General features: G+C 69.0%; 16 protein-coding genes and 2 pseudogenes. 10 read left to right on the top strand and 8 right to left on the bottom strand.

Translation table 11 applies throughout. The features are described 5' to 3' along the window. Positions 1-94: 94 nt before the first annotated feature. From P0M04_RS30330 to P0M04_RS30310, 5 genes and pseudogenes are all read left to right on the top strand, one after another. Positions 95-1,066 (top strand): ABC transporter substrate-binding protein, encoded by a 972-nt coding sequence (locus P0M04_RS30330; RefSeq protein WP_259450262.1) that lies wholly within the window; start codon positions 95-97, stop codon positions 1,064-1,066. A 17-nt stretch (positions 1,067-1,083) separates the two neighbouring features. Then, positions 1,084-2,108, top strand: a pseudogene (locus tag P0M04_RS30325) (amidohydrolase family protein). A 3-nt stretch (positions 2,109-2,111) separates the two neighbouring features. After that, entirely contained in the window at positions 2,112-2,963 is an 852-nt protein-coding gene (locus P0M04_RS30320) for an amidohydrolase family protein (protein WP_259450260.1), read from the top strand. A gap of 30 nt (positions 2,964-2,993) precedes the next feature. Next, positions 2,994-3,851, top strand: a complete 858-nt coding sequence (locus P0M04_RS30315; RefSeq protein WP_259450259.1) for an HpcH/HpaI aldolase family protein — start codon at positions 2,994-2,996, stop codon at positions 3,849-3,851. 1 nt (position 3,852) lies between these two features. Beyond that, positions 3,853-5,400, top strand: a complete 1,548-nt coding sequence (locus tag P0M04_RS30310) for an acetolactate synthase large subunit (protein ID WP_259450258.1) — start codon at positions 3,853-3,855, stop codon at positions 5,398-5,400. A 13-nt stretch (positions 5,401-5,413) separates the two neighbouring features. Here P0M04_RS30310 and P0M04_RS30305 read toward each other — a convergent pair whose 3' ends face one another. After that, positions 5,414-6,712, bottom strand: coding sequence for a LysR family transcriptional regulator (locus P0M04_RS30305; RefSeq protein WP_259450257.1), 1,299 nt, complete (start codon positions 6,710-6,712; stop codon positions 5,414-5,416). 298 nt (positions 6,713-7,010) lie between these two features. Here P0M04_RS30305 and P0M04_RS30300 point away from each other — a divergent pair, with 298 nt between their 5' ends. The 4 genes from P0M04_RS30300 to P0M04_RS30285 all read left to right on the top strand — a co-directional run bounded on the left by P0M04_RS30300 (position 7,011) and on the right by P0M04_RS30285 (position 11,907). Next, positions 7,011-7,907: a substrate-binding domain-containing protein gene (locus tag P0M04_RS30300; RefSeq protein WP_259450256.1), complete on the top strand. Its 897-nt coding sequence runs from the start codon at positions 7,011-7,013 to the stop codon at positions 7,905-7,907. A 77-nt stretch (positions 7,908-7,984) separates the two neighbouring features. Then, entirely contained in the window at positions 7,985-9,106 is a 1,122-nt protein-coding gene (locus P0M04_RS30295) for a porin (protein WP_259450255.1), read from the top strand. A 54-nt stretch (positions 9,107-9,160) separates the two neighbouring features. After that, positions 9,161-10,681 carry an aldehyde dehydrogenase (NADP(+)) gene (locus P0M04_RS30290; protein ID WP_259450254.1) on the top strand — a complete coding sequence of 507 codons (1,521 nt, stop codon included), beginning with the start codon at positions 9,161-9,163 and terminating at the stop codon, positions 10,679-10,681. Next, the gene (locus tag P0M04_RS30285; RefSeq protein WP_259450253.1) at positions 10,681-11,907 is read left to right on the top strand and encodes an MFS transporter; all 1,227 of its coding nucleotides are present in this window, start codon (positions 10,681-10,683) and stop codon (positions 11,905-11,907) included. The genes P0M04_RS30290 and P0M04_RS30285 overlap by 1 nt, the downstream gene beginning before the upstream one ends. Positions 11,908-11,932: 25 nt before the next feature. Here the strand turns inward: P0M04_RS30285 and P0M04_RS30280 are convergent, their stop codons facing one another. Further along, entirely contained in the window at positions 11,933-12,250 is a 318-nt protein-coding gene (locus P0M04_RS30280; protein WP_281042183.1) for a HupE/UreJ family protein, read from the bottom strand. Positions 12,251-12,294: 44 nt separating this feature from the next. Next, positions 12,295-12,513 (bottom strand): annotated as a pseudogene (locus tag P0M04_RS32990) (HupE/UreJ family protein); the annotation flags it as partial. 115 nt (positions 12,514-12,628) lie between these two features. Here P0M04_RS32990 and P0M04_RS30270 point away from each other — a divergent pair. Beyond that, positions 12,629-12,853 carry a hypothetical protein gene (locus P0M04_RS30270; protein WP_281042181.1) on the top strand — a complete coding sequence of 75 codons (225 nt, stop codon included), beginning with the start codon at positions 12,629-12,631 and terminating at the stop codon, positions 12,851-12,853. A 231-nt stretch (positions 12,854-13,084) separates the two neighbouring features. Here P0M04_RS30270 and P0M04_RS32985 read toward each other — a convergent pair whose 3' ends face one another. The 5 genes from P0M04_RS32985 to P0M04_RS30250 all read right to left on the bottom strand — a co-directional run bounded on the left by P0M04_RS32985 (position 13,085) and on the right by P0M04_RS30250 (position 18,082). Further along, complete coding sequence (locus P0M04_RS32985; protein ID WP_371877896.1) at positions 13,085-13,171, bottom strand: hypothetical protein; 87 nt, start codon at positions 13,169-13,171, stop codon at positions 13,085-13,087. Positions 13,172-13,424: 253 nt separating this feature from the next. After that, positions 13,425-13,775 carry a hypothetical protein gene (locus tag P0M04_RS32980; RefSeq protein WP_371877895.1) on the bottom strand — a complete coding sequence of 117 codons (351 nt, stop codon included), beginning with the start codon at positions 13,773-13,775 and terminating at the stop codon, positions 13,425-13,427. Further along, positions 13,658-15,109, bottom strand: a complete 1,452-nt coding sequence (locus P0M04_RS30260) for an immunoglobulin domain-containing protein (RefSeq protein WP_281042179.1) — start codon at positions 15,107-15,109, stop codon at positions 13,658-13,660. The genes P0M04_RS32980 and P0M04_RS30260 overlap by 118 nt, the downstream gene beginning before the upstream one ends. A 95-nt stretch (positions 15,110-15,204) precedes the next feature. Further along, positions 15,205-16,485: a HupE/UreJ family protein gene (locus P0M04_RS30255; RefSeq protein ID WP_259450250.1), complete on the bottom strand. Its 1,281-nt coding sequence runs from the start codon at positions 16,483-16,485 to the stop codon at positions 15,205-15,207. Then, positions 16,466-18,082: a DUF3500 domain-containing protein gene (locus P0M04_RS30250; RefSeq protein ID WP_259450249.1), complete on the bottom strand. Its 1,617-nt coding sequence runs from the start codon at positions 18,080-18,082 to the stop codon at positions 16,466-16,468. Before P0M04_RS30250 ends, P0M04_RS30255 begins: the two co-directional genes overlap by 20 nt. Positions 18,083-18,089 lie beyond the last annotated feature (7 nt).

The raw sequence follows: 18,089 nt of genomic DNA, 5'->3' as shown, positions 1-18,089 counted from the left end.
AGCAGGGGCCGTGCGGGGTTTTGCAGTGCCCGCGAACAGCCCCGCGACCTATCATGATCTTCGTATTTTCCAATACAAAACAAGGAGATCTGACATGCAGAAAAAGGTTCACCTCAAGATCGCGATCGCCGATCACCCGCAGACCGCCGCCATCCGCAACGGTTCCATCCCTATCGAAGGCGTCGACGCTGAATTCGTCACCGTCAAGCCGCAGATCGGCGCGTTCCGCCGCATGGTGCGCGACGTCGAGTTCGACGTCTGCGAACTCGCGCCGACCACGTACATCATCGCCCGCGCCTACGGTGCCCCGTTCGTCGCGCTGCCGATCTTCGTCGTGCGCCGCTTCCACCACAGCGGCCTGCTCGTGCGCCCGGATGCCGGCATCAGGACGCCGAAGGACCTGGAAGGCAAGAAGGTCGGCGTGCGCGCCTACTCGGTGACGACGGGCGTGTGGACGCGCCAGGTGCTGATCGACGAATTCGGCCTCGATGCCTCGAAAGTGACCTGGGTCGTCGACGACGAGGAACACGTCACGCAGCTGCAGCTGCCGCCGAACGTCATCCACGCGCCGGCGGACAGCTCGCTGGCCGACATGATGGCCAAGGGCGAACTGGCGGCCGGCTTCGCGGCCAACGCGGGCATCGGCCGCACGGGCGCCCCGACCGGCGGCTGGCAGGAAGTCGAAGCAGACTACCCGGACCTGTTCCCGAACGCGACGGCGCTCGAGGCGGATTACTATGCGCGCACCGGCATCTACCCGATGCACGGCACCATCGTCGTCAAGGATTCGGTGCTGGCCGAGCATCCGTGGGTCGCCAGGGCGATCTACGACGCGTTCGACAAGGCCAAGCAGCAATGGCTGGCGCGCCTGGATGCGGGCGAAGCCACGACGGCGGGCGACAAGAAGTATCTCAAGCTGCGCGAGATCGTCGGCCACGATCCGCTGCCGTACGGCCTGCAGGAAAACCTCAAGACCATCGAAGCGCTGGAAGCCACGGCGTTCAAGCAGGGCCTGACCCCGCGCCGCATGTCGATCTACGAACTGTTCGTCGATCCCCAGCACTGATTCGCGAGGAAAGCACCATGATCATCGATTGCCACGGCCATTTCACCACGATCCCCAAATCGCTGCGCGACTGGCGCGCCCAGCAGACCGACGCCGTCAAGGATCCGTCCAGGACGCCGCCGCTGACCGGCGCGCGCGTGTCCGACGACCAGATCCGCGACGCCATCGAGAACGGCCAGCTGAAGCTGCAGCAGGAGCGCGGCAGCGACCTGACCTTGTTCTCGCCCATCGCCGGCCTGATGAGTCACCACCTGGGCGACGAGCGCACGAGCCTCGAATGGGCCGCGATCTCGAACGACCTCGTGTACCGCGTCACCGAGATGTATCCGGATAACTTCGCACCAGTCGGCATGTTGCCGCAGTCGCCGTACGCGCCGCCGAAGAACAGCATCCCCGAGCTGCGCCGCATCGTCGAGGAACTGGGCTTCGTCGGCGTCAACCTGAACCCGGACCCGACCGGGGCTACTGGACCGGCACCCCGGTCACCGACCGCTCGTGGTATCCGCTGTACGAAGTCCTGTCCGAGCTCGATGTGCCGGCGATGATCCACGTGGCCGCGTCGTGCAACCCGTGCTTCCACGGCACCGGCGCGCACTACCTGAACGCCGACACGTCGGTCTTCATGCAGATCCTGCAGTCGGACCTGTTCAAGGATTTCCCCACGTTGCGCTTCGTGATCCCGCATGGCGGCGGCGCGGTGCCGTACCACTGGGGCCGTTACCGCGGCATGTCGCTGGAGATGATGGAGCGCCCGCTCGAAGGCCTGCTGGACAACGTGTTCTTCGACACCTGCGTGTACCACCAGCCCGGCGTGGAACTGCTCACCAAGGTCATCCCGGCCGACAACGTGCTGTTCGGCTCCGAGATGATCGGCGCCGTGCGCGGGCGCGATCCGAACACCGGCAACTATTTCGACGACACGAAGCGCTACGTCGACGGCATCGCCGCGCTGAGCGACGACGACCGCTACAAGATCTACGAAGGCAATGCCCGCCGCGTGTACCCGCGCCTGGACCAGCGCCTGAAGGCACAAGGAAGATAAGCCATGAAACAGGACATCATCGATATCCATCCGCACATCGTGTCGGACGACGAGACCCGCTACCCGCCGGCACCGCTGTTCGGCAGGCGCTCGGACTGGTCGAAGGAACACCCCAATACCGTGGCGTCGCTGATCGCCGCGATGGACGAAGCGGGCGTCGCCAAGGCCGCCGTCGTGCATTCGTCGACGACCTACGGTTTCGACAATTCCTATGTGCTCGACGGCTGCCGGCAGTATCCGGACCGCCTCGTCGCGGTCGGGTCGGTCGACGTGCTTGCCGACGACGTGGTCGCGACCATCCACGACCTGAAGGACAGGGGCCTGGCCGGGCTGCGCATCTTCACCGGCGGCTCGACCAAGGACTTCGACCCGAGCGAGCTCGATAACCCGAAGTCGTTCCGGGCGTGGGAAGCGCTGGCGGAGCTGGGCCTGCCGATGTGCATCCAGACCGGGCCGATCGGCCTGCCGCAGGTGACGATGCTGGCGCAACGGTTCCCGACCGTGAACATCATCCTCGACCACCTGGCCCGTCCCATCGTGGCCGACGGGCCGCCGTACAGGGAGGCGGCCAGCCTGTTCGAGATGGCGGCGCTGCCGAACATCTACCTGAAGCTGGCGCCGCGCATCTTCAACGACGCGCGCAAGGACAAGGCGAGCCCCGACACCTTCTTCCCGCGCCTGGTGGAAGCGTTCGGCGCCGACCGGATGGCGTGGGGTTCGAACTTCCCGACCTCGCCCGGCTCGGTGGCGGAAATCCTGGCCACGGCCCGGGAGTGCCTGGCCTGCCTGAGCGAGGAAGACCGCGCCTGGATCTTCGGCGGCACCGCCAAGAAGCTGTACCCGGCGCTGGCATGAGCGGCCGACACCCACAACAGGAGACGAACCATGAGCAATAACCGCCTGAACGGCATCATCCGCGCCTGGGAACAGGGCAAGCCGGCGTTCACCGCCTTTTCCAAGATCGACAGGCAGAGCGCCATCGACATGAGCGAAGCGCCGTACGACGGCATCGTGTTCGAGATGGAGCACAACCCGTACGACGTGTCCGCGCTCGGCGACGCGCTGCAATACCTGCTGAACCGCAAGCAGATCGCCGAAGCGGGCTCGGTGGCGCCCGGCGTGACGCCGCTGGCGCGCATCCCGGCCAATGGCGCCGAGATGAACCAGAGCTTCGCCAAGCAGGTGCTGGACCGCGGCGTCTACGGCGTGATCACGCCGCACGTCGCAACCGTCGAACAGGCTTGGAACGCCGTCGCGTCGTGCCGCTATGCCCGTCCGAAGAGCGCGCCGCTGTACGAGCCGAAAGGCATCCGCGGCGACGGTCCGGCTAACGCCGCCCGCTACTGGGGCCTGTCGCAGGCCGAATATTACGCGAAGGCCGACGTGTGGCCGCTCGCGCCGCAGGGCGAGCTCCTCGTCGGGCTGATGATCGAGAGCACCCAGGCGATCGCGAACCTGGACGACATCCTGTCCAACGTGCCCGGCGTAGGCTTCGTCCTGATCGGCGAGGGCGACCTGTCGCAGGAGCTGGGCCTGGCGCGCCAGTACGAGCATCCGGAAGTGCTGGCCGCGATGAAGCAGATCGTCGACACGTGCCACAAGCACAAGGTCGTGGTCGGCAATCCGCACGTCACGGCCAAGAACTACGAGCGCCTGCTGAACGAAGGCTACAAGTTCCTGATGTCGGCGCCGCAGCGCAGCTACGGCGTGATCGGCAAGGCGCGCGAGATGGCGGGGTATTGACATGAATGGCGCCGAAAGCCTCGTCCAGACATTGACCGACCAGGGCGTCAACATCTGTTTCGCCAATCCCGGCACGTCCGAGATGCATTTCCTGAAGGCGCTGGAGAACCCCCGGATGCGCAGCGTGCTATGCCTGTTCGAGGGCGTCTGCACGGGCGCCGCCGACGGGTACTACCGCATGAAGGGCACCCCGGCCTCCACTCTGCTCCACCTGGGGCCGGGGCTGGCGAACGGGCTGGCGAACATCCATAACGCCAAGCGCGCGTCGTCGGGCATGGTGAACATCGTGGGCGAGCATTCGGCCGCGCACCTCAAGTACGATCCGCCGCTGACGTCGGACATCGAGGGCCTGGCCCGGCCGCTGAGTCACTGGGTGCGCCGGGTGCAATCGCCGCGCACGGTGGCCTGGGACGTGGCGACCGCGGTCGCCAGGGCCAGCGAACTGCCGGGGCAGATCGCCACCCTGATCCTGCCCGGCGACGCCTCGTGGCAGGAGGCCGGCGACCATCCGCTGCTGCCGTCGCTGGCGCCGCCGGGGCCGCGTGCGCCGGACCCCGCACGCGTGGAGCATGTCGCGCGCGTGCTGCGGTCCGGGGAGCCGACCCTGATCATCCTGGCCGGACAGGCCACGCGCGGGCGGGCGCTCGAGTTGGCGGGCCGGGTCAAGGCGGCCACCGGCGCGCGCCTCGCGACGCAGTTCTTCACGTCGCGCATCGAACGCGGGGCAGGGCGCGTGACGCTGGAACGCATTCCGTACGCGGTCGGCCAGGCGGTGGAGTACCTGAAGGGCTTCAGGCACATCGTTACCGTCGAGACCACCGAACCGATCGCCTTCTTCAGCTACCCGGACAAACCGAGCCTGCTGAAGGCGACCGGTACCAGCGTGGATGAACTGGCCGCCATCGGCGAGGACCCGGTGGCCGCGTTCGAGATGCTGCTCGACGCGCTCGGCGCCGCGGACACGGCGCCGGTACTGCAGGAGCGTGCGCCAGCCGTCGTGCCGAGCGGTGCGCTCGGGCCCGCGACGATCGCCCAGGCGCTGGCGGCCGCGCTGCCCGAGGGCTGCATCCTCGTCGACGAATCGCTGACGACGGGACGCGAGACGATGGGCCTGACGGTCGGCGCCGCGCCGCACGACCTGATCAACAACATGGGCGGCTCGATCGGCTACGCCACGCCGGTCGCCACCGGTGCGGCGCTGGCCTGCCCGGACCGGCGCGTGTTCTGCATGGTCGGCGACGGCAGCGCCATGTACACGATCCAGTCGCTGTGGACCCAGGCGCGCGAGGGCCTGAACGTCACGACGATCATCTTCGCCAACAACAGCTACGCCATCCTCAAGGCCGAATACGCGAACATGGGGGCCGGCGCGCCGGGACCGCAGGCGCTGGCCATGATCGACATCGACCGGCCGCGCATCGACTGGCTGGCGATGGCGAAAAGCATGGGCGTGCCGGCGGTATCCGTGGACAGTGCCGAAGCGTTTCACCGGGCCATGGTCGATTCGACCCGCGAGCAGGGGCCGATGCTGATCGAGGTGCGGCTCTGATCGGCCTGGCGGCCTAGGCGGATGCGGCGGTTTCCCGCTCCATCGCCTTGGCCGCCAGGTGCAGTTCTTCCCGCAACGCCTTGACGCCCGGCGACGGCGAGCCGTCGCGCCGCAGGGTCAGCCCGATCCTGCGCTGGGTGGCGTCCAGCGCAATGGGCAGCACGGTGAGTCGTCCCGCGGCGATCTCCGGTTGGATCTGGTGGGTGCAGAGCAGCGCCAGGTAATCGCTTTTTTGCAGGATCGAACAGACGGCCACGGGATTGTGGACTTCCAGCCGGGCTTCCGGCGGGGCGATGCCTTCGGACTGGAATGCCGCCGCGAACGAGGTCCGCATGGCGGTGTTGGGTACCGGCGCGATCCAGGATGCGTCGACGACATCGGGCAGCGAGAGAGTGCCCGCCTGTGCATACGGATGGCCGACGCGGCAAACGACGGACAGCGTGTCGTCGAACAGGATTTCCTGCTCGACGTCGTCGAACGTGGAATCGCGCAGGGCGCTGACGATGATGTCGATATCGGCATTGCGCAGCTGGTAGATCAGCGACGCGTGCGTGCCGTCGACGAGCGTGACCTTGATCTGCGGATGGCGGGCCAGGAATTGCGTGATGGCGCGCGGCACCAGGTCGGCGCTCGCATACGGTGACGCCGCGATGGTCACCCGGCCCTGCAGGACGCCCTGCATGCTCGCGAGCTCTTCCGAAGCCACCCTGAGCTCCATGAAGGCGAGCTTGATCCGGCGCAGCAGGATTTCGCCGGCGCCGGTGAGGCGCACGCCGCGCGGCGTGCGTTCCACGAGGGATGTATCGGCCAGGTGTTCCAGTTCCCGGATGGCCTGGCTGACTGCCGGCTGGGAGAGGTCAAGCCGCTCGGCGGCCTGGGTCGCACTGCCGGTTTCCGTGACCGCGATCAGCACGAACAGGAGGCGCTCGTTGACCATCCGCGAAAGGCGCGACGGCCGCAAGTCCTGCCTGGGCGCGCCGGCAGCCGTTTCGTGAACTTCCCTGGCGCCGAGTTCCAACTGGTCGAACGCGCGCGTCGCCCGCGCCACGACGATCCGGCCCGCGGCCGTCGGCACCATGCCGCGGGTATGGCGTTCGAACAACGGCAGCCCGACCGCTGTTTCCAGCAGCTGGATGCTGCGCGTGATCGCCGTCGCGGATTTGTTGATCGCGACGGCGGCGCGCGCCGTGCTGCCGTGGGCGACCACCGCGACGGCGGAACGCAGCGTCTTGAGAGAAAAGGGCAGGCCGTATTCGGCGTTGTCCACCGCCGCGCCGTCGGCGTCGGGTGTGACGGGAATGTCGTTCAACATGATGTCTCCTGTAGAGCACTCAGGCACGTCTGCGCGTGCTATTCCATTTGCATTGTATATCCGTCCACTGTGACGCTCAAGGCGCGGATTTCGCCGTGCGATTCGCGCACAGAACAACGATATATACGGTTTATACCGAACCAATCCGGCGGGCGCCATGGTAAGGCAGCGGCGCCCGTCCGGACGCCGGCCATAAGAAGGTCGCAGGGGATGTGCGGCGTTTCGCAGTGCCCGGCGGGGTAGTGGCGGCATATGATGGACTCGTACTTTTTGCATTTCACATCAGGAGCTGACAAGTATGACAACCACGACAAGCACGGTGCCGACGCTGCGCATCAACCTGGCCGAATACCCGGTGACGAAGGCGCTGCGCGACGGGCGCGTGCGTTCCGATATCGTGAATCTCGATTTCTGCGGCCCCACCCCGGCGCACAACGGCTTCAAGGCGATGGTGCGCGAGAGCGCCTTCGACGCGGGCGAACTCGCGATCGTGACGTTCCTGCAGGCGAAAGCCTACGGCAAGCCGTACGTGCTGCTGCCCACGCCGATCTCGGGCCGTTTCCAGCATCACTGCGCGGGCTTCAACAGCGACTTCGGCCACCTCGATCCGAAGGATATCGAGGGCAAGCGCGTCGGCGTGCGTACCTATACGCAGACGACGGCCCTGTGGATCCGCGGCATCCTGCGCCACGAATACGGCGTCGATCTCGACAAGGTGACCTGGATGACCCTGGGCGACGGCCACCTGGCCGAATTCACCGACCCGCCGAATTGCGAGCGCCTGCCGAAGGGATCGTCGATCCCGCAGATGATGCTGGACGGCGAGCTGGCGGCGGCCCTCCTGGGCGAGGACATGCCGAAGGATCCGCGCGTGCGCACGCTGGTGCCGAACGCGCAGGAAGCGGCAAAGGACTGGTTCGCGCGCGAGGGCGTCGTGCCGATCAACCACATGTTCGTCGTCCACCAGGACCTGTCGAAGCAGCGTCCCGACATCGTGCGCGAGCTGTACCGCATGGTCGTCGCGAGCCGCGAGCTGACCGAGGGCGGCATTCCCAAGATCTTCCCGCCGATCGGCTACGAAGCGAACCGCAAGGGCATCGAGCTCGCGATCGACTGGGCACTCGACCAGAAGATCATCCCGCGCCGCCTGTCGTACGAAGAGCTGTTCGACGACGTCACGGGCAGCCTGGGCTGACGCACTTCGACGAACAAGAACGTTTGCAGCTTTCATTGCCACACCAGATCACCATTACAATGACAACGGAGACAACCATGAAAGACGTTAACACCAACCGTATTCGACCTTTGCTCGCGGCGGCGGCATTCGCGGCCTGCGCGCCGGCGTGGTCCCAGACCGGCAACAATGTCCAGTTCTACGGCGCGCTCGACCAGGGCGTGGAATCCATCCACGGCACGTCCGCCACCAACCAGGGCTCGTCGGTCCGCATCAGCAACGGCATCATCACGCCGCACTGGGGCCTGCGCGGCGGCGAGGACCTGGGGGGCGGCATGAAAGCCAGTTTCAACCTCGAAGGCAGCTTTTCGGTGGACGACGGCACGATCGGCCTCGGCGGCCGGCTGTGGGGACGCCAGGCCCACGTGGACCTGTCCGGCCGGTTCGGCACGGTGAGCATCGGCCGGCAGTACACGATGGTGCGCTTCGGCTGGACCGGCGCCAACCCGTTCGGGACCGGCAACCAGGGCCTGAAACTGCTGGACCCGCGCATATCGAACCCGCGCGCCGACAATGGCATCACGTATGTCGGGACCTGGGGCGCGTTCAGTGCCGGCGTCAATTACAGCACCGGGTGGGACAACGTGAACGGCAATCCGGCCACCGTCGCCGCCGCCAACTGCCCGGGCGAGACGGCCAACCGGCGCCAGTGCCGGGAGTGGTCGGCGGGCGCGAAATACGACGGCGGCACCTGGGGCGTGGCGACGGCCTACGAGCGCCTGTATGGCGGGACGGCGGCCACGTTCGGCGGCCTCACGTCGCCGGACAAGACGGACAGCCGCTTCGTCCTCACCGGTCACATGAAATTCCGCGGCACCGGGACGCTGGCGGCCGGCTGGATCCGGCGCGACAACATGGGCATCGCCACGCCGAAGAGCGACATGGCGTGGGTGCAGGCCATCGTCCCGGTCGCCGGCCCGTATTTCCTGGACGGCATGCTGGCCGAACTGAAATACAAGGATTCCGCGAACAAGGCGGTGCTGGTGAACCTGCGTGCCAGGTACTTCCTGTCGAAGCGTACGAACCTGTACATCACCGCCGCCCACATGGCCAACAGCGGTACGCTGGCCTTGTCCGCCACCGGCAGCACGCCCGCCCTGAAACCCCTGGCCGGCGGCGCGCAGACCAGCGTCATCGCGGGCATTCTGCACCGGTTCTGACCCGGCACCACGGCGCGAGGCGCTGCGCCTCGCGCCACACATCAGGAAAGACACATGCCAGGAACAATCCAGCTCCATGGCCGGCACTTCGTCGCCGGCGAACGCATCGCGACCGAGGCGCGATTCCATTCGGCCCCGGTCGACGGCCCCGCGCACGCCTTCTCGGCCGGCACGCCGGCCCTCGTCGACGCGGCCTGCCAAGCGGCCGAAGCGGCATTCGAATCCTTCGGCTACGGCACGCGCGAAGAACGCGCTGTCTTCCTCGAGACGATCGCGGAGGAGATCGAGGCGCGCGCCGATGCCATCACCGACATCGGCGCCCGCGAAACCGGCCTGCCGCGGGCGCGCCTCGCCGGCGAGCGTGGCCGCACCGTGGCGCAACTGCACCTGTTCGCGCGCCATATCCGTGGCGGCGACTATCTCGAGCGCCGCCACGATCCGGCACTGCCCGAGCGGCAACCGCTGCCGCGCCCGCACCTGCGGCTCATGCAGCGCCCCGTCGGCCCGGTCGCCGTGTTCGGCGCCTCGAATTTTCCGCTCGCGTTTTCCGTGGCCGGCGGCGACACCGCGTCGGCACTGGCCGCCGGCTGCCCGGTGGTCGTGAAGGGACACTCGGCCCATCCCGGCACCTCCGAGATCGTGGCGGAAGCGGTCGTCGCGGCCGTCGCCCGCTGCGGCCTGCACCCCGGCGTGTTCTCGCTCATCCAGGGCGGCCGGCGCGACGTGGGCGAGGCGCTCGTGCGCCACCCGCTGATCCGCGCCGTCGGCTTCACCGGTTCGCTGGCCGGCGGCCGCGCGCTGTTCGACCTGTGCGCCGCGCGCCCCGATCCGATTCCCTTCTTCGGCGAACTGGGTTCGGTCAACCCGATGTTCCTGCTGCCCGCCGCGCTGGCGGCGCGTGGCGCGTCCATCGGCGCGGGCTGGGCCGCGTCGCTCACGATGGGGGCGGGGCAGTTCTGCACCAATCCCGGCATCGCCGTGGTCATGCGCGGTCCGGAGGGCGACGCCTTCGCCGATGCGGCCCGCGCCGCGCTGGGCGGGACGGGACGGCAGGCCATGCTCACCGACGGCATCGCGGCGGCCTATCGCGCCGGCCGCGACCGCATTGCCGCGGGCAGCGGCGTGCAGGCGCTGTTCGCCTCGACCTGCGACCGGCGCGATGCCACGCCATACCTGTTCCGCACGACGGCCGCCGACTGGCTCGCCGACCACGCGCTGGCCGAAGAGGTCTTCGGGCCGCTCGGCCTGATCGTCACGGTGGACAGCCTGGCGCAAATGCGCGATGTCGCGCGTGCCCTGTCCGGCCAGTTGACGGTGACGATCCACATGGACGACGCCGATACCGACCTTGCCGCCAGCCTGCTGCCCATCCTGGAGCGCAAGGCCGGCCGCGTGCTCGCCAACGGCTATCCGACGGGCGTCGAGGTCTGCGACGCGATGGTGCACGGCGGCCCGTATCCGGCCTCCACCAACTTCGGCGCGACGTCGGTCGGCACGTTGTCGATCCGCCGCTGGCTGCGCGCCGTCTGCTACCAGAACCTGCCCGACCAGGTGTTGCCACAGGATCTGCGCTGATGCGAACGTATCCGGCCCCGCTGCGGGTGCTGCTGGACACCCAGTTCGGCGTGTTCCTCGCGGGGAATGGACTGTCCCTCATCGGTACCTGGATGCAGCGCATCGCGTGCAGCTGGCTGATCTGGGACTGGACCCATTCGGCCTTCTGGCTCGGCATCCTGTCCGCCGGCGACCTGCTGCCTTCGGTCGTCGTCGGACCCTTCGCCGGGGTGGCCGCGGACCGCTGGGACCGGCTCAGGCAGAACATGCTGGCCCAGGCCGTATCCGCCGTGCTCGCGGCGCTCACCGCGGTCCTGCTCGCCACGGGCCACCTCGGCCTCGTCGGCATGGTGTTGTTGATCACGGCGCAGGGCACGCTGAGTGCCGCGATCCAGCCGGCGCGCCTGGCGATGGTCCAGCAGATGGTGGCGCGCGCCGACATGGGCACGGCGGTCGCCCTCAATTCGGTGAGCGTCAACCTGACGCGCCTGCTCGGGCCGGCCGTGGCGGGCGCGATGATCCTGCACATGGACGTCGTCTGGATCTTCGTCGCCAATGCCGCTGTCACTGCCGCCTTCGTGCTGATTTTGGCCCGCCTGCGTCTCGCACCGCATGCGCGGGGTGGGCGCGGACACGGCTTATTCGGCGAGATGGCGGAAGGCGTCGTCCACATCCTGCGCGTCCGGCCGTTGCGGCTGATCCTGCTGGCGATGTTGTGCGGCGGTGCCATGGTGCGCGCGATGATCGAGCTGATCCCCGCCATCGCCGCCGGGAAATTCGTGAACGACGCCACCGGCCTTGCGGTGCTCAGCGGCGCGGCGGCGTTCGGCGCGGTGGCATCGGGCCTGACCGCGGGCCGCGGCAGGACCGCGCACCTGCTGCAGGACGTCCTGTTGTGGTGGGGTCTCGGCGCGGTGGCGGCGATCGTGCTCACCTGGTCGCAGGGCCCCGTGCCGGCCGTCGCCGCCGCGGTGGCCATCGGCTTCGCGATCACGCGCGGCCTCGTGTCGACCCAGACCTTCGTGCAGCTGACCACGCCGGACGCATTGCGCGGACGCGTGCTGAGCATGCACGGCCTCATCGCGCGGGGAAGCCCGGCGCTCGGTGCGCTGGTGATCGGCTTCGCCGCCGACAGGATCGGTCTGGCGCGTGCCGTCGAGGTGTCGTCGGTGGCGTTGATCGTCCTGTGTGTCGCGCTCGTTCCGCAGGCCCGCAGCGTCTCCGCAAGCGTCGAGGAGGCGGCCTGAACGCGGGCGTGTTCCCGGCGGCGGCTCAGGCGAATCCCGGAATCGCCATGCCGGCGGCGCGCACCCCGATCCACGCCAGCGCCATCGCCGCCGCGACGACGGCCGTCGCCTGCCTGACCCGCGCAAAGTAATCTGTGCGCGCCAGCAGTACCAGCAGCGGCGCCGCCAGCAGCACCAGCATTGCCTGGACGGCTTCGACGCCCAGGTTGAAGGCGAGGATACCGGCCGCGAGCCGCGTCCCTTCGAGGTGCAGGTCGCGCAGGGCCGATGCGAACGCGAGACCGTGTACCAGCCCGAAGCCGCCGGCGATCCAGCCTTCGCGGCGCGGGAAGATGGGGCCCATGCATGGGCGGCCGAGACGAGAATCGACAGGGCGATCGCGACCTCCACCGGCCGCGCCGGCGCCACGACGAGCCCGGTCGCGCCGAGGGCGAGCGTCAGGGAGTGCCCGAGCGTGAAGGCGGTGACGACCGTCAGCAGGCTGCGCACGAGCTGGCGCGTGCCCGCGAAGCCGGCCCAGCGCCCGCCGTCGGCGCGCAGGGCGGCCGGTAGCAGCAGCGTCAACAGGAACAGCAGGTGATCGGTGCCGTGCGCGATGTGGTGCATGCCCAGCGCGAACAGGCCGCCGAAGCCGGCCCAGGGCGACGGCGCGACGTCGTGGATCCGCACCACGCGATGGCCATAGTACAGGGAACCGAGCAGGCGGGGTTGCGCGCCCGGCGTGCCGTCACGCAGCGCGACCAGCGTCGCGTGGTTCGGCACCTGGTGGCCGATGGCGTCGATGGTCAGGTCGAGCGTGCCGGGCGGCGCGCCGGGCGGCGGCCGCAGGACGACGTCCGCGACGATGTCGGCGGGCCTGCGCTCCAGTTCCCAGCGCACGCGCGCCACGCTGACCGTCCAGGCGCGGCCATCCGGCGCCACCGGCCGGATGTGCGCCGCCAGGTAGGCCGCGACCTGGCGATCGCTCGCCATCGCCCAGCGACCCGACGCATCGAGCAGCGGGCCCGGGAACGCCAGCTTCAGTTCGTCGACGGGCAGGGTGACTTCCGCGGCGATCGTACTCGCGCCCACGGTGAGGAACACCTGCGACGACGGCGACGGGTGCGCGTCCGCCGGCGCCATCGATGCGAACAGGCCGCACGCGAGCATGAGCGCCGCGATCAGCATGCGCATGCGGTCAGAAACTGCCACCGTAGTCCGCCGTCTTGTCGCGCCAGATCGTGTGATAGTGGACGTTGGTACCGTACAGGACACCCTGCTGCACGACGAATTCGATCCAGACGCGGGGCCGTCGATGCGCAGATAGGAATGCTGGGCGTCGAGCGGCGCGGTGCCGGCGTTCGGATAGGCGCCGAAATCGGCCTTCGTGCCGTTCTGGCCGACGCCGTACGCGACGTACGTGTCCTTCAGCGCGTCGTCGCCCAGGTAGGCCGCGAGCAGGACGCTCGCCACGTCCGCGGCCTGGTTGTCGACCCAGGCCCTGATCGCCGCGCGCACATAGGCCTGCTGGGTCGCGTTCATCGCACCATACTGCAGGCCGCGCCCGCTGGTCGGATACGCCAGCGTCTTGAAATTGGCGTCGGTGTTGCCGGACGCGCCCATGATGACGTCGGTGAACGTGCCGGACAGTTTCGCGGCCCCCGCGCTCGCGCTGTCGGACTGGATCGCTTCGGCCAGGTCGTACACCGCCTTGCGTTGCGCCTCCAGCGGGGCGTGCTGGACGCCGGGGCCGTGGCGGCGGCCGTGACGGTCACGGCGCCGTTCGCGTCGACGGTCCAGTTGGGCGGTTCGACGCCGAGGAAGTTCGGTGTGGCGCTTGGCTTGCCGGTGTTGTACGTGATGTTGTAGGCGAGGTGGTGGCCGGCCAGTTGCAGCATCCACGGGGACGTCTTCGACGGCGTGCCGACGAAGGCGATCGAATACTGGCCGCTGCCGTAGCCGCCCGCCATGCCGCCCGCGCCGCCGGCGGGCGGGGTGCCGGCACCGGCCGGGGCGTGGCGGTGCCTGCGGGCGGGGTGCCTGCGGGCGGCGCGCCGCCACCGATGCCCGTGCCGGTGCCGCTGGTCTGTGCGTTCGCGAGCACGTCGTCGGCCGTCCGCAATTCGTTCATCACGGAGATGCCGGTGGCGCCCAGCGCCTGGGCGACCAGCGCATTGGCGGCCGCCAGCTGGGCGCTGGTCAACGTCGTGCCGTTCAGGCGCAGGCCGTGGCGGTCGCCCGGCAGGTTGGTCCACTGGATCGCGTTGTCCAGCGCGTAGTCGAACAGCACGGTGGCCGACGACGTGCTGGACGTGGCGACCGTCTTCTGGTCGGTCGACAGGGTGGCGAGGAAGGCGTTCGCCGCGTTCACGACCGCGGCCGTGTTGATGCCGGCGGCCAGCACATTGACGGCCAGGGTGGCGCCGGCGCTGGTGACGCTGCCGGCCGTGTTCTTCACGGTGACGGTGTAGGTGCCGGCGTCGGCACCGGTCGCCACCGGGATGGTGTAGGCGCTGCCGGTGGCGCCCGCGATCGCGGTGCCGTTGCGGTACCACTGGTACGCGATGCTGGTCCCGCCGGCGGCGACTTTCAACGTGGCGCGCGTGCCCGAGTTGACGGTCACGTTCGCCGGCTGGGCCGTGATCGTCGGCGCGGCCAGGGTGGCGCTGACGGCGACCGCCGCCGTGCTGCTCGACACACTGCCGGCGGCGTTCGTCACCACGACGTCGTACGTGCCGGTTTCGGCGGCGTCATAGGCGGGTTGCGTCGCCCCGGCGATCGCGTTGCCGTCTTTGTACCACTGGTACGCCAGGCCGGCGCCCGTAGCTTCGACCCGCAGGGTCTGGGTCGTGCCGGCGAGGATCGTGGCCGGCAGCGGCTGCGTGACGATGGCCGGCCCGTCGGTGACGGTCACCATGGCGTTCGCGCTGCTGACCGTGCCGCTCGGGTCGGTGACGACGACGTAATACGTGCCGGCCGCCGTGGCCGTATAGGTCGGGGCGGTCGCTTCCGCGATCGGCGCGCCGTCCTTGTACCACTGGTAGCTGGGGGCGACGCCGTTCGCCACGACCGTCAGCACCGTGTTGCTGCCCGTCGCGATGACGGCGGAGGCGGGCTGGCTCGCGATCGCGGGCATGTCGTCGTTGCTGCCGTTGCCGCAGCCGGCCAGCAGCAGGGCCAGCGCGGCGGCGCAGGCGGCCGGCGGGCGGATTGTGAATGTCATTGTTCCGGTCTCCGTGTAGATGATGTCGCGGAGTCTAGGCAATGGCGATACCGCCGTGGCCGTTGCGGTTGGCGTTTTGCACGCTTTTACGCCGCTTAACAGGTTTTCGCCATCGCTTTACGTTTGTACGACGCGGCCAGCGCGCCGAGCCACAGAAGGGCGGCCAGCGCGAGCGGGATGGCCCCGCCGTCGGCCAGCCATGCGGGATCGCCGAAGCTCGCCAGCTCCAGGCGTTGCGCCACCCACGCGCAGGCCATCAGCCCCGCCAGCGTGGCGAGGGCCCGCCGCGCGTGCGCATACCAGACGGGACGCGCGGTGCCGAGCAGGAGCAGCGCCGGCATGACAAAGGCCAGCACCATCAGCTGCATCGCCTCGATCCCGAGGTTGAACGCGAGCAGCGCCTGTGCATGCTGCCACGGCGTGAGTCCGGCGCCGGACAGGCTGGCCGAAAACGCCATGCCGTGGATCGATCCGAACCCGAGCGCGATCCACGTCTCGGCGCGCGCGAACAGCGGGCGCCACGCGTGGACGGCCGCGATGGCAATGGTGAGCGCGACCGCGACTTCGACGGACCGCTGCGGCGGCGCGATCACGCCGGTGCTGCCGAGGACGAGCGTCACCGTGTGACCGACGGTGAAGGCGGTGACCACGAACGTCGTGTGCTTCAGCGTGTCCGTGGGCCGGCGCAGCGCGTTCCAGCGGCCGTGCCCGGCCGCCAGCGGCGCCACGAGCAGCAACAGCAGCAGGAACAGCAGGTGGTCGGTACCCTCGGCGATGTGATCCAGCCCGCCTTCGAACAGGCTGGCGAATCCGGCGCCTGTGCTTTCGTCGCCCAGCGGAATGGACAGGGCGTTGTTCTCGTGATCGAGTTCGCCGATCAGTCGCGGCGGCTGGCCCAAGAAGCCGCTCTTCCAGTCGGTGCGCAGGAAGACTTGCACCCGATGCGTGCGCACCTCGTGCGTGATGGCGTCGTACAGCAGGTCGGGCGCGCGCGGGTCCGCACCGGCGGGCGCGCGCAGGACGAACGTCGCCTGCAGCTCTTCCGCACCGCGCGTGCCGGTGACCGACAGCGCCGGCCGCAGCACCTGCCAGCCGGTCTCGCCGCTCTTCGCGCCCACGTGCACGAGCAGGTAGGCGGCGAGGGCGTCGCGGTAGCGCGCCAGCACCGTTTCCGGATGGTCGGTCAGCGTGTGCCCGAACGCGAACTCGAGCCGGTTCAGCGGCAATTGAGCCGTCAGGCGCAGGCCATCGGGCGCGGTGTCGATCCAGACCACGCTTTCCGGCATTGGGTGGGCGCCCGCGAGGGCCGCCCACCACAGGAACAGCAGGCTCGCGCCGAGCCGGCGCAGCCAGCGTTTAATTGACGCACTTGCCACCGTAGTCCCCGAACTTGTCACGCCAGATGGTGTGGTAGTGGATGTCGCTGTTGAAGATGACACCGCGCTGCACCGAGAACTCGATCCACAGGCGCGGCCCTTCGATGCGGAAGTAGTTGCCGTTGGCGGTCACGGTGCCCGTGCCGGCGTAGGCGACGTACGTCTGCGCCAGTGCGTCCGCGCTCAGGTAGGCGCCGAGCAGGTCGTTCGCGTATTCCGTCGTCTGCGTGTTCACGTAGGCGCGGATCGCCGCCTGCGCGAGGGCCTGGTCGGCGGAGGACAGGGCCGAGTAGGCGATGCCGTGCGTGGTGACGCCCGAGTAGGCACGCGGGCACGTGCCGTCGATGCCGCCGGAACCGTTGGCGCCGAACAGCAGGTCGCTGTAGGTGCCGGACAGTTTCGCGGCGGCGTAGGCGGTGAGTGCGGTGCCGAGGTTGGCGAACGCCGTGCGCTGCGCCGCCATCGGATCGTAGGTCGTGCCATTCACCGTGAAGGTGCCCTTTGGTTCGATGCCGAGGAACAGCGGGGTGGGCGACTTGTAGCTGCCGTTCAGCGCGATGTTCCACGTCAGGTGGTGGCCGGTGATCTGCAGCATCCAGAACCCGGTCGCCGTCGGCGTGCCGACGAAGGCGATGTAGTAGTTGCCGGTGCCGTAGCTGCTGCCGCCGCCGTTCGCGGCCAGGTAGTCGTCGGCGGCCTGCATGCCGGCCTGCAGTGAGCTGCCGGTATCGCCCAGCGCGGCCTTGATCAGGGCCAGGGCGGCGGTCTGCTGCGCGGTGCTCAGGTTGCCCCATTTGAGGCCGTTGCGCGACACCATCGCGGCCGGCAGGTTCGACCAGCGCCGTGCCGCGTCGACGCTCCACGCGACCTGCACCGTGCCTTGCTGGGTGCTGCTCAAGGTATTGTAGAACGCCGTGGCGGCGTTGTAGACGGCGGTGCCCGTCGACGACGTCGTGGTCGTGGTCACATCGAGCGCGACGGCGGTACTGGTCACCGAGCCGTTGGCGTTGCTGACGACGACGTCGTACGTGCCGGCGTCGGTGCCGGCCACCGTGGCGATGGTGTAGCTGCTCGCGGTGGCACCGTCGATCGCGGTGCCGCCCTTGCGCCACTGGTAGGCCAGCGTGCCGCTGCCGCTCGCGCTGACGGTCAGCGTGACGCTGGATCCGGTGGCGACGGACTGCGCCACCGGCTGCGTGAGGATGACGGGGGCGGCGTTGACCGCATTCACGGTCAGCGTCGCGGCCGCACTGGTGACGCTGCCCGCGCTGTTGCTGACGACGACATCGTAGCTGCCGGCGTCGCCGGTGGCCGCCGCTGCGATCGAATAGGTGGCCGAGGTCGCGCCGCTGATGGCGGTGCCGCCCTTGCGCCATTGATAGGCGAGCGTGCCGCCGCCGGTCGCGCTGACCGTGAAGCTGGCGGCGGCGCCGGCGTCGACGGCGAGGGAGGCAGGCTGCGTGGCGATCGACGGCGCCGTGACGCCGGAACCGGTGTCGCTGCTGGTGGTCGTGCCGGAAGTGGAACTGCCGCCGCTGCCGCAGCCGCTCACGGCGAGCGCCACGCACAGCAGCAGGGTGGGAAGACGTTTGATCATGAGAATT

Source organism: Telluria mixta (assembly GCF_029223865.1).
Classification (GTDB): domain Bacteria; phylum Pseudomonadota; class Gammaproteobacteria; order Burkholderiales; family Burkholderiaceae_D; genus Telluria; species Telluria mixta.
Note: the sequence above shows the minus strand (reverse complement) of the source record. Positions and strands in the feature narration are given on the sequence as shown.